The sequence below is a fragment of the Paenibacillus sp. BSR1-1 genome (assembly GCF_030403775.1).
Classification (GTDB): Bacteria; Bacillota; Bacilli; order Bacillales; family Cytobacillaceae; genus Neobacillus.
Map to the genome: position 1 here is coordinate 67,861 of NZ_JAQMWQ010000009.1, position 14,920 is coordinate 82,780.

At 37.7% G+C, this 14,920-nt stretch carries 16 protein-coding genes; 9 read left to right on the forward strand and 7 right to left on the reverse strand.

From position 1 onward, the window contains the following. Nucleotides 1–12 precede the first annotated feature (12 nt). From PH210_RS14795 to PH210_RS14810, 4 genes are all read right to left on the reverse strand, one after another. Entirely contained in the window at nt 13–990 is a 978-nt protein-coding gene (locus PH210_RS14795) for an ABC transporter permease (RefSeq protein ID WP_289986518.1), read from the reverse strand. Between the two features lie 25 nt (nt 991–1,015). After that, on the reverse strand, nt 1,016–1,738 hold the full coding sequence (locus tag PH210_RS14800) for a YesL family protein (RefSeq protein ID WP_289986520.1): 723 nt from the start codon (nt 1,736–1,738) through the stop codon (nt 1,016–1,018). A 31-nt stretch (nt 1,739–1,769) separates the two neighbouring features. Beyond that, a complete protein-coding gene (locus tag PH210_RS14805; protein WP_289986522.1) occupies nt 1,770–2,921 on the reverse strand; it encodes a Gfo/Idh/MocA family protein in 1,152 nt (383 codons plus the stop codon). A 1,253-nt stretch (nt 2,922–4,174) separates the two neighbouring features. Further along, on the reverse strand, nt 4,175–5,224 hold the full coding sequence (locus PH210_RS14810; RefSeq protein ID WP_289986523.1) for a LacI family DNA-binding transcriptional regulator: 1,050 nt from the start codon (nt 5,222–5,224) through the stop codon (nt 4,175–4,177). Nucleotides 5,225–5,944: 720 nt separating this feature from the next. Between PH210_RS14810 and PH210_RS14815 the strand changes: the two genes are divergently transcribed. Both PH210_RS14815 and PH210_RS14820 read left to right on the forward strand, forming a co-directional pair. After that, nucleotides 5,945–6,838, forward strand: a complete 894-nt coding sequence (locus tag PH210_RS14815; protein ID WP_289986524.1) for an AraC family transcriptional regulator — start codon at nt 5,945–5,947, stop codon at nt 6,836–6,838. Between the two features lie 60 nt (nt 6,839–6,898). After that, nucleotides 6,899–7,402 carry a hypothetical protein gene (locus PH210_RS14820; protein ID WP_289986525.1) on the forward strand — a complete coding sequence of 168 codons (504 nt, stop codon included), beginning with the start codon at nt 6,899–6,901 and terminating at the stop codon, nt 7,400–7,402. A gap of 47 nt (nt 7,403–7,449) precedes the next feature. Here PH210_RS14820 and PH210_RS14825 read toward each other — a convergent pair whose 3' ends face one another. The 3 genes from PH210_RS14825 to PH210_RS14835 all read right to left on the reverse strand — a co-directional run bounded on the left by PH210_RS14825 (nt 7,450) and on the right by PH210_RS14835 (nt 9,739). Further along, entirely contained in the window at nt 7,450–8,172 is a 723-nt protein-coding gene (locus PH210_RS14825; protein ID WP_289986526.1) for an amino acid ABC transporter ATP-binding protein, read from the reverse strand. Next, nucleotides 8,169–8,825 (reverse strand): amino acid ABC transporter permease, encoded by a 657-nt coding sequence (locus tag PH210_RS14830; RefSeq protein ID WP_289986527.1) that lies wholly within the window; start codon nt 8,823–8,825, stop codon nt 8,169–8,171. The genes PH210_RS14825 and PH210_RS14830 overlap by 4 nt, the downstream gene beginning before the upstream one ends. Before the next feature lie 107 nt (nt 8,826–8,932). Then, the gene (locus PH210_RS14835; protein WP_289986530.1) at nt 8,933–9,739 is read right to left on the reverse strand and encodes a basic amino acid ABC transporter substrate-binding protein; all 807 of its coding nucleotides are present in this window, start codon (nt 9,737–9,739) and stop codon (nt 8,933–8,935) included. Nucleotides 9,740–10,039: 300 nt separating this feature from the next. On the opposite strand from PH210_RS14835, the gene PH210_RS14840 reads away from it, so the two are divergent. From PH210_RS14840 to PH210_RS14865, 7 genes are all read left to right on the forward strand, one after another. Further along, nucleotides 10,040–10,360, forward strand: a complete 321-nt coding sequence (locus PH210_RS14840) for a hypothetical protein (protein ID WP_289986531.1) — start codon at nt 10,040–10,042, stop codon at nt 10,358–10,360. Nucleotides 10,361–10,520: 160 nt separating this feature from the next. Further along, a complete protein-coding gene (ykzB, locus tag PH210_RS14845) occupies nt 10,521–10,658 on the forward strand; it encodes a protein YkzB (RefSeq protein WP_289986532.1) in 138 nt (45 codons plus the stop codon). A 17-nt stretch (nt 10,659–10,675) separates the two neighbouring features. Further along, nucleotides 10,676–10,840 (forward strand): Fur-regulated basic protein FbpA, encoded by a 165-nt coding sequence (locus tag PH210_RS29780; protein WP_354669992.1) that lies wholly within the window; start codon nt 10,676–10,678, stop codon nt 10,838–10,840. 139 nt (nt 10,841–10,979) lie between these two features. Then, nucleotides 10,980–11,315: a MerR family transcriptional regulator gene (locus tag PH210_RS14850; RefSeq protein ID WP_223589493.1), complete on the forward strand. Its 336-nt coding sequence runs from the start codon at nt 10,980–10,982 to the stop codon at nt 11,313–11,315. 322 nt (nt 11,316–11,637) lie between these two features. Next, entirely contained in the window at nt 11,638–12,897 is a 1,260-nt protein-coding gene (locus PH210_RS14855; protein ID WP_289986536.1) for an ammonium transporter, read from the forward strand. A gap of 84 nt (nt 12,898–12,981) precedes the next feature. Further along, entirely contained in the window at nt 12,982–13,953 is a 972-nt protein-coding gene (locus PH210_RS14860; RefSeq protein ID WP_289986538.1) for a DUF294 nucleotidyltransferase-like domain-containing protein, read from the forward strand. 8 nt (nt 13,954–13,961) lie between these two features. Further along, entirely contained in the window at nt 13,962–14,690 is a 729-nt protein-coding gene (locus PH210_RS14865) for an exonuclease domain-containing protein (protein ID WP_289986672.1), read from the forward strand. Nucleotides 14,691–14,920 lie beyond the last annotated feature (230 nt).

A 14,920-nucleotide genomic window follows, 5' to 3' on the forward strand; every position in this document is an offset into this window, starting at 1 on the left:
TTCCTCCTTTCTTTAGTAAACTCCACCTTCGCCAAATTTCTTGGCCAAGCGGTTAGCTGCTACAATTAAGATTAGCCCGATAACTGATTTAAACAACCCAACCGCGGTTGCGAAACTAAAGTCAGAGTTTTGAATCCCCTTCAAATATACGAAAGTATCCAGTACGTTCCCAACCTTCATCGTAAACGGAGTTAACATTAAGTAAATTTGTTCAAACCCAACATCCAAAACGCTTCCTAATCGCAGAATTAATAGGATGATAATGGTGCTTTTTAAAGCTGGTAGGGTAATGTGCCAAATTTGCTGCCAGCGATTTGCTCCGTCAACGGCTGCCGCTTCATATAAGCTTGGACTAATACCGGAAAGGGCAGCGAGGAAAATAATGGTGCCCCAGCCAGATTCCTTCCAAATGACTTCCAGAACAACTAATGGCATAAACCAATTTGGGTCTTGTAAGAAAGCAACTGAATCCATTCCGAAAACGCTTCCAAGGACTTTATTCACAATTCCATTTGATTTTAATAAAATCGTCACAATCCCGATTACCACAACCCATGATAAAAAGTGTGGCACATAAATAATTGATTGAACGACTCGCTTATATATACTATTTCTCACTTCATTGAGCATAAGTGCTAGAATAATAGAAACCGGGAAGGCAAATACAATTTGAAGAAATGATAAATATAACGTATTCCACAGAACCCGTAGTACCTCTTCGTCTTCAAAAATGGTTTTAAAATGCTTTAATCCAACCCAATCGCTATGAAAAAAACCTTGAAATGCACTATAATCTTGAAAAGCAATAATATTTCCAGCCATTGGAACATACCGGTAGATGATAAAAAAGAGTAATCCTGGAAGTAACAATAGATAAAGATATCGCTCTTTCCACATCCTTTTTAAAATACTTATCTTCGGTTCAACGATTAAATCGATATCTTCCTGTAAATTTCCTGCTAATTCTGTGGTTCTCTGTAAATTTTCCATATTACGACGTCACTTCCTTTCAAAATTATCTATTCAATGTTTCTACTCTTGTATTCTTATTTGCCGCAGGCTTGAAACCATTATGAAATCCCCCTTTCATTAGTGACTTGTTTTCTTCGGAAGCATGTTCCTTTTTTCCCTCCATGCTAGTAAACGCCTTCATGGCGATGTACATAGAAATGAGCGAAAATAAACCTATGCTTAAAAAGGGAATGAATCCCGGGACCCAAAGTAACAACAAATAGACTAGAGAGAACCCAATGATCATCAGCATTGTATGAAAAGGGGATGAAATACCTATTAATATTGAAATGCTAAAGTATTTATTAAATTTATTTTCAAAATGAACATATACCGGAAAAATATAGAATAAGAGAATGACAAATAAAATAGTCATCATAAATACAAAGATTAACAAGAACCAATAAGCAATCCCGTGAGTAAAACGGATCAGGGTAAAATTCATGTAAATCATAAAGCCTATGATGGTTAGGATAAAACCTATTATATTTGCCTTCCAAAACTCTTTTCGAAATGTAGCCCAATAAATCCTAACATAGGACTGGTTATCCTCATTTCCCTGCAGCCATTTCCGCATGACTGTAAATAAACCTATTGTGGCGGGCATCATCCCCAAAACAACTCCGCCACAAATAGAAAATACAATCCAGAGCAATTGAAATTGGGCAATTCTCATGACCTTTTCAGCAAAATGATTGATTTTCCCTATCATTCTGTTACTTTCCATCTATCATTCCCCTTTTCTTAAGGATAGAAATTTAAACGATCGTTATGCTTGGATCTGGACTGATTTCTACCACTTTCCCTCCGGAGCGGATGGATTCAGTTGCTGCACAGCCAACCGCAACGCTCATTCTGCCCGCAATCGGTGAGGTTAAAGGCTGTTTGTTGTACAACACGAGATTAACAAAATCATTCGTGATTTTCGGATCGGCACCGCCATGGCTGCCCTGTTCTTTTTTCATGTCATAGGTGATATCGCTAAATTCATTCCAGGAGTTGGATTTTCTTGTCTTAACGTATACCTTTCCATTTACATCATCGTTTTCAATTCTGCCTTTAGTCCCAATAAAAGTATAGTTCCTGGAATAATCTGGTGTGAAATGGCATTGTAAGTAAGATGCCTTTATTCCTCCTTCAAGCTCCATGATCAGCATATTATTATCCTCAACATCGATTTCTTCACGGAAAGTACATTGTGTTAGCGTATGTAGACTAGCTTCCGGACAAGTGTCTTTTAATTCACAATCAGGGCAGATTAAGTGATTCGGCTTATCCCCTCCATAATAGTCAAGGCTCCCAAAAGCAGAAACTCTCTTTGTATATTTCCCTGTAATCCAATGGATGACATCAAGATCATGTGAACCTTTTTGCAACAACAGTGAAGTAGTGTTTTTGGCAGTTCCATGCCAATCATGATAGTAGTAATATCCGCCTAGTCCAACAAAATGCCTTACCCAAACGGCTTTAAGGTCACCAATGACACCTGAGTCGATAATCTCTTTCATCGTTTGATACATACTCATATAGCGCATATTGAAACCAACCATTAAATGTTTTCCAGACTTTTCTGCTTGTTCGATAATCCGATCGCAGCCTTCTACTGTAATCGCTAATGGCTTTTCACAATAGACATGTTTTCCTGCTACCAGTGCAGCAATTGCATGCTCCTCATGCAAATAATCTGGAGAGAGGATAGCGACAGCATCCACATCCGTACGGGCTAAAAGTTCTTTGTAATTCGTTGTAATGTAGGCATGTTCATTCACTCTTTCTTGAAATGTCTTCAGTCTTTCCAGTGAAACATCGGCAGCCGCAACAACTACTGATTTTCCCCCAGGATTATGCCAGTACTTCGCGATCCCGCTTCGAAGTCCAGCACCGATGATACCAATTCTTACAGTTTCCATCCTCATTCACTCCTATTAATCTATAAATTTCAATTCAGGAAAACGTTTGTAGTATATTATCCAAACGTTATCCAGAAAAACAAAATAAAAAAGACAAGCTTACAAGTTTTTTAAACCTAGCTTTACGTCTTAAAATATTGTACCTCCGAATGTAATAATGGTTTACCAAAAATGAATTCCAATAGTCTTTAACCCTTCGTACTGATAATTAGCTAATACAATTCCTAGTGGATTCAAATTTAAAGTAAAGAAAGACAGTCCCCTTAATAACTCAAAATCTTGCAATTTGTCCTATTAATGGATAACTTTTTTTATCCCACCGTTTCTATATTTTTTTATATATTTATATATCTAAATATATAAGCGTAATTAAGTAAGACATTCATAGAGCCATACTTTGTGGTTTTCGTATAATGAGAAATGAAGTTGATATAATAAAGGATTACGTAAAATCTATATTGATAAGGAATTTGCGATTGAGAAATGATTGTCGATGAATGTTAGATGGATGTGTTGTCATTATCAATTAGCTCTTCGTTGACTTCTTTATTTGTAATGCCTTTGCTGCCTAATGGGATGCATTTTCTGTTTTATTTCTAATATAAGATCCATCCCCTCCTCTCTTTCAGTCTTAATCGGGGAAATTTCTTACATTTATAATGTATAATAAAACGGGTCGATGGGTCAACCCTATAACAGAAATATCCTGATAGGGACAGCCTCGGGATTATGCGAATTTACAACGTTATGGCAGAAAACCTTGTATCAATTCGTATTCTTGAATGCTGCAGCGCAGCTTATATTAATATTTTAAGTTTATACGAGTTTAATGTAAAATCAAAAAACATTATGGTAACCATAACATTATTTTATCGATACTCAGAACGATACTAATATAAAACCAGTTCAATGGACATAAGTAATCATCTATTCGCCTCCAAAATTTTCAGCCGAAAGGAAGGTATTATTCCTATCAGGCATACGTGCAACTACGCCTCTGACTTCGCCAATCGGCGAGTTTTCTTTATGCCCCAGAGATTCTTGGCATCAACATCGGTTCTTTTTCAACCTCTGCCCATATGTCCTAAAATAATAGCTGCTCTCGTAGCTCCCGATACTAAGGGACATCCCATAAATTTCGAATTTCCTGCGGGTCCTCCTTTAAATCAATTAATTCACTTACTAGAGCAACAGCATATTATTATCCTATTAACATCCAAACGTTTTCCTGAAAGTAATGAAAAAATAACACCCTAGTTCCGTTTTATGTTAGATGATTCACGAATGACTATTTCAAATGGCAAAATGATTTTTATCGGAAGTTTAATTTTCTCTTCTATCAAGTCCATAATGGTTTTAGCAGCCATTCTTCCCATTTCATATTTGGGGATATCGACTGTTGAAAGCGGTGGTGATGTATATTTTGCCATTTCGATATTATCTACCCCGAAAAAAGCGATATCCTCTGGGATTTTAAGATCATTTTCGATGACAGCTCTCATTGCAGCGATAGCCATCAAATCACTAGAGCAGACCATTGCTGTTGGCAAATGAAAATGCTGCTCTTTAATTAAACCATTCATTTTCTCGTAGCTATTTTCCATTCCCCACAGTGTATTCATTACCCATTCGGGGCGGATAGCTAGTCCATATTTTTCCATCGCATATTGAAATCCTTTAAACCGACGTTCAACATGTAAATTTTCAAAAGCGTCTCCTATGCCGCCGCCAATGAAACCTATTTCCTGATGACCTTGTTGAACTAAATGCTCAACTACCATTTTAATAGCTGACTCTCGATCATAATCAACTACAGCCATATTCTTATCTGTATAGCAAAAATCCAACCCTACAACAGGGATAAATTGCCGAATATATTCAATAAGGCTGTCATCAATCTTATCAATAAGAAGAAGTCCTTCAATCCCTGATTCATGAATAAGCTTAAGAAGTAATGCCTCGTTTTCAAGCTCATCATTGCTAATACTAATTAAGGTATAATCGTTTTGATATAGCGTATCACTAATTCCTGAATAGATTCTTGCGTAGTAAGGGTTATATTCTGCAAGTTTAGGATTTGCTACCCAGCCAATTTTCATTGTTTTTACACTGCGCTTATCTTGATTATTGGTAACTAGATTTCGAGCATGTTGATTTGGTATATACCTTAGCTCCTTAACTGCATCCCAGATTTTAGTTTTTGTTTCTTGATTAACATTCCGTGTTCGATCATTTTGAATCACTCTAGAAACAGTAGAAATAGAAACACCTACATGTTCCGCAATATCCTTTAATCTTGTCACTAGTAAAACACCTCTTAGTTATGAAGTTAAGCGCTTTCTTAAATAGGACAACAAATCTTAATCTGATTCAGGGAATATCTTTTGAATTTTTTAAATGTTTTGTAAGATGGGGTTTGACTTACCTTCATCAAGTGTTCTATTTGCTTATAAGGTTAATGGGTTGTTGGTACAAGAATGTTGCAAAAAAATAATCTTCCAATTTTTAACGTAAAATTTTAACTAATTTGAATATACACTCCTATTTATTAACCTGTCAACCCATCAACTGGAAATATATTTTTTGCTTTCCTAGAAGTCTATTAAGCACAAAGAATAACAAAATTCACCTCTCGCCCTCAAAAAAGCACTGAAAAACGATGAAACTCTTCAAAAAAGAAGCATCTACCAACTTTAAAGGTAGATGCTTTTTAACGAAAGTAGGAATAATGCCTATTTTCCGTATTTTTGTAATTATTCCAAGATTTCTCCATCATCATAAGTTTTATATTTTGAGGATATTCTATCAATAATAAGCGCATCAGCCCAGGAATCTTCAAGGATTATCCGGCACCTTATGGAATGCTATGAGTCATTCAACTATTAATTAGTTCAGTATAAAAGCGGCAGCAATCGCCCACAATAAACATCTTGTTCTGTTTTTTAGATATCTTGCTTTCCGTTGTAATAATTCACCAAAATATCTATAATATGGAGAAAAGTTTCTATAAAGGAGGGGTTTATTTGCCCAATGAGGCTTATGAAGTTCCAAATTCAGAGCGAGGCCATCTTCATATCAAACTTCTCTATGTAACAAAATCAAAATATGAGAAAGATTGGCATAGTACCAATCATACTCATCACTTCACAGAAATCTTGTTTATTACCAAGGGCAAAGGAACTTTCATCTATTCCAATAAAGAAATTACCATCAATGAGCATGATTTAATTGTCATTAATCCGAATATCGAGCACACTGAAAAGTCTGGCCCCGATTACCCGCTCGAATATATTGCACTTGGTATCCAGGGACTCACCTTTTCATCTCCAGATGACTCTGGGAAACAGACCACTTTTTTTAATTATAAAGAGGAGCATAAGGTCTATCTCTTTTACCTCCAGCAATTGATGGAGGAAGTTGAAAATCAAAAGGAAGATTATGAGTTGATCATCCAGAATATTTTAGAAATCCTATTACTTAAAATGATGAGAAAAAAGACTTTTAACCTTGAGAAGACCTCTACTGATAAGATTAGTAAAGATGTGGCATTTATCAAAAATTATATTAAGCAGCATTTTCGCGAAGAAATCAATTTAGATACACTTGCAGAGGTTGGTCATATCAATAAATATTACCTTTCCCACTCCTTCAAGAAAGCATTCGGCGTTTCACCGATTGAATATCTAATTCAAATCCGGATCGGGGAAAGTAAGATTTTATTAGAAACTACCAATTACCCAATTTCCAGCATTTCAGCCATTACCGGCTTTTCTTCTCAGTCATTCTTTGCACAATCCTTTAAACGTGTAACGGATCTATCACCTTCACAATACCGGAATGCCAAAAACTCCAAGAAAAACAAAACTAGAAAATCAAAAGCAACAGATGAAAAAGTGAAGCAAATAACGTCACAATAGACTTCCTTTCTTATCAACCTTCCAAGTATAATTAGTCCAACGACTAAAGGAGAATAAACTTTGGAAAAGGACCAAGCTATATTTTTATCAAATTATATTGAACAATCAAATTCATCCATCTACGAAATTAGAAAACTTGATACGGTCAACGGCACCTTACCGAAGTTCCACCAATGGACAAACGGAAAGAAAACATTAGCTGCCTATGAGGTGACCCGTCCAGAAACCGATACTGGTTATTATTTTGTCTTTATTGATTGGCATCGCAATGATATTTATTATTTAGTGATTTATGCTCATGATAAATCAACGACAGTGGCTGAGCTCCGGCAAGTTCAAGATATCGACGGTTCACCGCACATTGTTTGGATGTACAAGCCGTTTAAACGGGACGGAAAAAACGATCAGCGAAAAGCTTATTTTAAACAAATGTTTGGCTCAACCACGGTACAGATCAAACTCCCTTCATCAGCAAAAGAAGTGGACGGGTTTTATGATCAATTATTCCGGTTATGCCAAAACCGTATAAAAGCAGACCGAATTGTTGACGTTTTTGACTTTTAATGTAAAGTCCACAAAAAAAAGTGAGGCTGCTTCAGCCTCACTTTTTCTTATAATACTTTACTCAAAAATGACTTTGTCCGGTCTTCTTTCGGATTTTCGAATAATTCCTTTGGAACGTTTTCTTCAACGACAACTCCACCGTCCATAAAAATGACGCGGTCGCCCACTTCTTTGGCAAAGCCCATTTCATGTGTGACAACGACCATCGTCATACCTTCTTTGGCCAATTGCTTCATTACCTCTAAAACCTCACCAACCATTTCTGGGTCGAGTGCGGAGGTTGGTTCATCAAAAAGCATAATCTTAGGCTCCATCGCAAGCGCCCTGGCAATCGCCACACGCTGCTTTTGTCCTCCTGATAAGGAATCCGGATAGGCCTCTGCTTTATCTTCTAAGCCAACTTTTCTTAAAAGCTCTAAACCTTTTGCCTTCGCTTTTTCTGCCGGAACATTTCTTACCTTCATTGGAGCAAGCATTATATTTTCAATTACAGTTTTATGAGGGAACAGATTAAATTGCTGGAAAACCATCCCAACCTCTATCCGCACTTTGTTGATATCCGTCTTTTTATCGGTCAAATCGATTCCTTCAATATAGACATGGCCGCCGGTAATCGATTCAAGCATATTTAAGCAGCGCAGAAATGTTGATTTTCCAGAACCTGAAGGCCCAATCACCACCACTACCTCTTGCGGCTTGACAGTAACATTAATATCTTTGAGAACTTCATTGCTTCCAAATGACTTTTTTAATTTTTCTACTTTTATCATTCGGTTGCCAGCCTCCTTTCAAGGCGCGTTAACAGAAAGCTTAAAGAAAGGGTTAATACAAGATAAATAATCGCAGCCGTTACATACGGCTCCCAGACACGAAAATATTGTCCCTGCATCGCTTTCCCCCAATACATTAGCTCTGGGGCGGCAACGATTGATGCCAGCGATGATTCTTTTATCAATACGACGAATTCATTTCCCAGCGGAGGAATCATCCGTTTAACTGCCTGTGGCAGGATAACATGACGCATAGCTTGTACATGATTCATCCCTAGTGAGCGGGCAGCCTCCATTTGCCCCCGATCAATCGATTGGATACCAGCGCGGAAAATTTCAGCAATATAGGCTGCGGCATTTAAAGAAAGCGTTACAATAGCTGCCGCGATTGCGTTTGTTTCCCCGAGAAAAAGGGGAACAACTGCAAAGTGTATTAATAAAATTTGTACAAGTAAAGGCGTCCCTCTAAAACAGGTAACGTACACACTAAACGGTAATGCGAGAAGCTTATTTCTCATCAGTTTCCCTAATCCAATAAACAAGCCGAGTATAGTTCCTATTAAAATACTTGCAATTGAAAGTCCTATCGTTAATAACGTTCCTTTAAGAAAAAATGGAGCATATTCAGCTAAAATGTCCCATCTAATATCCATCCAACATCCCCCTGCCCTAGTCATCATGAAGCCTGTTTCAGCAATATAACCAAAAATTGCGTAACTGCTATTAATTGAGTTACGCAATTTCCTTTTGTTAACGGTTCTTATTCTTTTGGTAATTTACTTAAATCTGGATCTACTTTAAACCACTTCTTGTAAATTTTTGCATACTCCCCATTTTCCATAAGGGTATTAATCGCTTTATCCAAATCTGCTTTCAGCTTGCTTCCCTTTGGCAGCATTAGTCCGTAAAACTCCTGTGCAAAAGCAGTAGAATCCTCAATGACAACAAAATTATCTTTTGGATTGTTTAAAACGTATTGTTCAATAACAGTGTTATCGGCAACAACCGCATCCGCTCCGCCGCTTTTCATTTCTTGAATGGCTAGATTGTTATTTTCAAATTTTTTGATTTTCTCATTATTTTTACCAAGAAGGCCTTCAACCGCTTCCTGACCAGTCGTTGCATTTTGAACCGCAATGGTTTTATTGTTTTTCAAATCTGCCCCGCTCTTAATGTCGCTGTCTTTTGGAACAAGAATCTTGTTGGTAGATAGGAAATATGGTCTTGTAAAATCATATGATTGCTTTCTTTCATCATTAATGGTAATCGCTGACATACCGATATCAGCTGTTTTCTTGTCTAATTCCACAAATAAAGGATCCCAGCCTACATTCTCAATCTTAATTTTTAATCCAGCTTCTTTGGCAACTGCATTCATAAAATCAACATCAAATCCGACTACTTTTCCTTTATCCAAGTATTCAAATGGCGCATATGCTGCATCGGTTACGACCTTTAGAGTTTTGTCATCACTGCTGCCTCCAGTCGTTTTGCTCGTCCCGCATGCAGATAGAATAAAAACAAATGCGGCTATTAATACAGTAGAAATAATTTTCATTTTTTTCATCTTTTGACCTCCCAAATATTTTTTTATAAAAATAATTTTACCAAAGATTAATAATATTTTGAATAAAAATAAATATAATTTTTTATGGAATTTTATTCATTATTTTAATTTATTACTATATTAATAGGGTAAAGCGAAATTATTAACATATTATTCTAGAAAAAACATTCTCATTTTTTTCCTTTTCTGCTAGTCAGACTGGGAGAAATAAGTTTTACGGAGAATATAGGCATTCGCCGTCTCTCTCCGAGAATAACTACATAATTTATAGGGTATCTATTACCAAAGGAGAGTTGCCCAATGAATCCATACGGTTATTACCAAGTTCCTCAAGCGCCTCAAACCCAAATTGACTATAACACTTACGGACAATTTAACCCGTATACACAAGCAGTGCCTTACTCACAACCAGAGTATTCACAGCCAGAGTATTATGATTATGAACCTGATAGACAACCACAGCAAATAGAGCGCCGCCTTAATCAACTTGAAAGGGAAAATGAGCGCCAAGAGAGGGAGATAAACCAGCTTCAACGCCGGCTTCAGCGCGTTAATCAACGGCTTCGTGTCTTGGAGCGAAGATTTAACATTCCATTTACACCTTTTGATGGAGAATTCTAAAAGATACAGAACTGGGCAATTGCCCAGTTCTTTTTTGTGAGGATCCCTTTCAAAACCAATCTATTGTGGAAAAAGGTTGTTAATTTATCTAACAGCTTCGCTGACAAACTGCAAAAATTCAGCTAACTTTTCATTATAAACCATGGAAAGGGAGATTATTATGTATCAAAAAAATGACATTCAATTAGCTGAAAAAATACTTAAATTAGATCAATTAAGAGATGAGCTATATGAAGAATTAATGAAAACACTTGGCTCTAGAGCAAATGAACTTCTACGAAAGCTTCAAAATTGCTAATAAAGGAGAGGAAAAGGTTGGGAAAACATTTCAGGGATGGAATAGAGAAGCTGCGGAATTTTTATATTAAAAGACTGTTAGAATCAGGTATCCTTCAATCCACTGACCCTAAACTTACCTCTCTTACTATAAGTGAACTGAAGGGTATTTACAAAAAAGCCTTTTCTCCTGACGACAAATAAAAATCAACTCCCTCAAGATATTTTTTCAAAATTTAATCATTTTTGTTCCAAATTCCCATTTCATGTGAGAAAATATAACATAAAATATTTTATACGTAACAGTTTTATAGAATGCTAATATTGTGTGGTGATAGAAGTCATGGGAAATGACATGTCCTATAAAGATAAAAAGGTTATTACCATAGGGGTCGTCAGGGACCTGACCGGCCTTTCTGAACGTCAAATTCGCTATTATGAGGAAAGAAAATTGATTTTCCCTGAAAGAACACCAGGCGGCAGCCGAAAATACTCCTTTGCCGACGTAGAGCTGTTGGTGGAAATCGCCAACAAAATCGAAGACGGCGTCCAGACACATGAAATCCGAAAGGAAATGCTGCGCGCCCAAAAGAAACAAAACCAAGAAGATGTCAGAAGAAAGATGATCCAAGGACAACTAAACGCCCAGTTTGGATTACGAAAAGGACCAACTTCCTAACAGAAGTTGGTTCTTTTTGTGAGCAAAGTTATGTTAAAGGCCATTGTTATAACACTGTTGATTGGAGCGGAAGGCGCGAAGACTCCTGCGGGAGTACGGGGCAGGGGAGACCCCACAGGCGCCTAGCGCCGAGGAGGCTCCCCGGCACGCCCGCGAACCGCTCGCGCCTGGAGCGCAAATCAACAACTATGTTTAACAGGGCCTTTTGTAAAAACCATGTGAGGTATTCTAACAAACTTATAGAAACATCCTCCACATCCATGTAAAAATACAACTACACCGAATGTTAAGAAAATTAACATAGCTAAAAGGAGGAGCATTAATGGATACTATATTCTTGATGAACAGTATGTGGGTCATGTTGGGAGCAGTCCTTGTCATTTTAATGATTGGAGGGTTCATCTTATTAGAAACCGGTTCAACCCGCATGAAAAATGCTGGGCACATTGCCGGCAAAACGATCCTTACATTTGGAATTGGCTCGATTATATTTTGGGCTGTGGGCTTTGGGTTAATTTTTGGAAGCGGCAATTCCCTGATCGGCTTTTCCGATTTCTTTTACTCAGGCTATGATATCGATAGTTTATCACTCTCCGGTGCTGTTTTCTTTTTATTTCAATTAGCCTTCGCGGGCATATCGCTAACGATAGCATTTGGCGGATTTGCCGAACGCGCTAAATTAGGTGCTTACCTAGTATTTGCTGTTCTTTTCTCTGTTATCGTCTATCCTCCAATCGCCCATTGGATTTGGGGCGGCGGCTGGTTGGCAGAACATGGTAAACAAGACTTTGCCGGGTCCACCGTAGTCCATTTAACTGGAGCGATGGCAGCCCTAGCCGCAACCATTATCTTAAAACCAAGGATTGGTAAATATAATAAAGATGGATCCGCGAACAATTTAGCTGGCCATAACCAAGTGTTTACAGCATTAAGTGTATTACTTCTTTGGGTTGGTTGGTTTGGATTTAACGCTGGAAGTACTTTATCTGTTGACAAAGGCTTCTTCGGCTTCGTTGCCCTCAATACAAATTTGGCAGCCGCCGCAGGTACTGTCGCAGCAATGATAATCTCGTGGATGGTTTTAGGAAAAGCAGATGTTCCAATGATGTTAAACGGCGCGTTGGCAGGGTTAGTTGCTATTACTGCCTCTTGTGCTTTTGTTGATACCTGGGCAGCTGTCCTGATTGGTTTTATCTCAGGAATTCTTGTTTTTTACAGCATCCGCTTTTTTGAAAAAAGAAAAATCGATGATCCAATTGCAGCGCTATCTGTTCACGGAACAGCTGGAGTATGGGGAACGTTATCCAATGGCTTCTTTGCAACAAAAGAATTAGCAACCGTTGGTCAGCCTGGATTATTTTACGGCGGCGGCCTGCATCAGTTAGGTGTTCAAGCAATCGGAGTTCTTGCCTGCGGCGCGTTTGCCTTTATCGTATCCTTCATTCTTCTATCCATTATGAAAGCAATTATGAACGGACTTCGCGTTTCCGAAGAAGAAGAAATCATTGGGCTGGATATGAGCGAACACGGCAGTTACGGCTACCCTGAATTAATGAAGGCAGAACAAAAACTAAACGCATAAAATTCCATGTAACATGATTCCTGCCCCTTCGTTTTTTGGGGTGGGGGTTAACTATTTAACTATTAAAGAAAAGCGGTGAAACGGATGGGGAACTCCAGCTACATAGAGATTAGAAATTACAGGGATAGCAGGATAGGGGAGGTTTCTCGCGACCACTTTAGGCTAAATAATCTCCATGATGAAATCATGAAACAAGTTATCGACTTAGCAGTCTGCCGAACAAAAGAAAAATATGGTTCCCCTCCCTGTTCCTTTTCTTTTTTTGTCATGGGCAGCGCTGGCAGATCGGAACAATCTATTTGGAGCGATCAAGACCACGGTATCATTTATCAGGAACTAACCCCAGAAGCACAAGCCTATTTTTTGGAGTTAGGAATGGAGATTACAGCAGGATTATATCAGACAGGCTACGATTACTGTGAAGGCGGTGTTATGTCCATCAATCCAATGTGGTGTAAATCCATGTTCGAATGGCAGCAGCAATTAACAAATTGGATTCTCGACTCCTCCTTTGAATCCATTCGGTATTTACTCATTTTTATCGATGGAAGATCCATATATGGCGGGAATGAAAATATAGAAAAACTAAAATCAATCGTCTATCAAACAGTCCATAAAGAACATCTTATCTCTAAAGTTTTAGGTAATACGCTATACCTTAAGAAAGGGGTAAACATCCTAGGAAATCTATTAGTCGAAACTCACGGTCCATATGCCGGTTCTTTCAATCTAAAAGAAGCAGGGTTTTTTCCATATGTTAATGCTGTGCGACTTTTAGCTATTAAAGCGAATGTGACCGGGACCTCTACCCTTTCGAGACTTGAGCAGCTGAATGAGGCAGGTCTTTCTTCCATTGAAAAGGACATATATAAAACGCTGTTTTTAAGGTTACTAAACTACCGGCTTTTATATGGAAATCACACTGACTATAAATCTGGACATTATTTACCCATTCAAATCCTCAGCAAAGAACAAAATAAAGAGCTGAAATCCATTATTAAAAACGGTGCCGCCTTCTTTCGATTAGTAAGAAGATTAATAGAAAAGGATGATTAAAAGTGGGAATGAATGAGATGTTCCAATTTTTCAAGCAAATTTCTGGAAAGCTCAATTTGAATATTTATGCAGGAATACAAGGACAATCTACTCCTCAACAGATGGCCTTTATCAGAAATCTGCAAAAAGAAATGAGACAAAAAAACACTCTAGACTCCCCGCTTAACGATTTAAAAGTGGTTGTGTTTGATATAGAAACAACAGGATTTTATCCTGAAAAGGGGGATTACGTTCTATCGATTGGCGCCATTAAAATGAAGGGGCCGAAAATTGAGACCGGGGAAACCTTTTATTCACTAATAAAATCAGAGCAATCACTATCTGCTGAAATTGCTGCCTTAACCAATCTAAGTGAAGAAGAATTACAAAAAGCGCCGCCTGCCGCAGAAGTATTAATGCAGTTTTTCAAATTCGTTGACGGAGCTATTCTAGTTGCCCATCACGCCAACCATGAACAAACCTTTATGAAAAAAATAACCTGGGACATTTTACGAACCAAATTTAATCAACGCATTATTGATACCTCATTTTTAATCCGTCTATCGGATCCTTACTTGAAATCAATGCCTCTTGAAGAAGTATGCTGCATTTGCGGGATTCAGATTAAAGATCGGCACAATGCTCTCGGAGATGCCGCTATGACTGCACAAGTTTGGCGATATTATCTAGAGATAGCTCAAAAGAAAGGTTTCTCTAATTTAACGGAGGTGTATGAATATCTCGCAAAGCTGGAATAGGTAAAAACGCTATTTTACAGTAGTGTTTTCTGCTTCTATGGACTAAATGCCGAAAATGCAATTAATTCGAGTTTCCAACACTATCACGTTATTTTCCTCTAATTTCCACCCCTCCTTTTTACCCGAAAAATATTCAATTTAAAAAAATTTCAAAAAAATTTTTCCCCTCCTTTTCCTTATCGTGACAAGAATGAAAACGCTAACAACTATTTTGATTAATTTGAATTGTC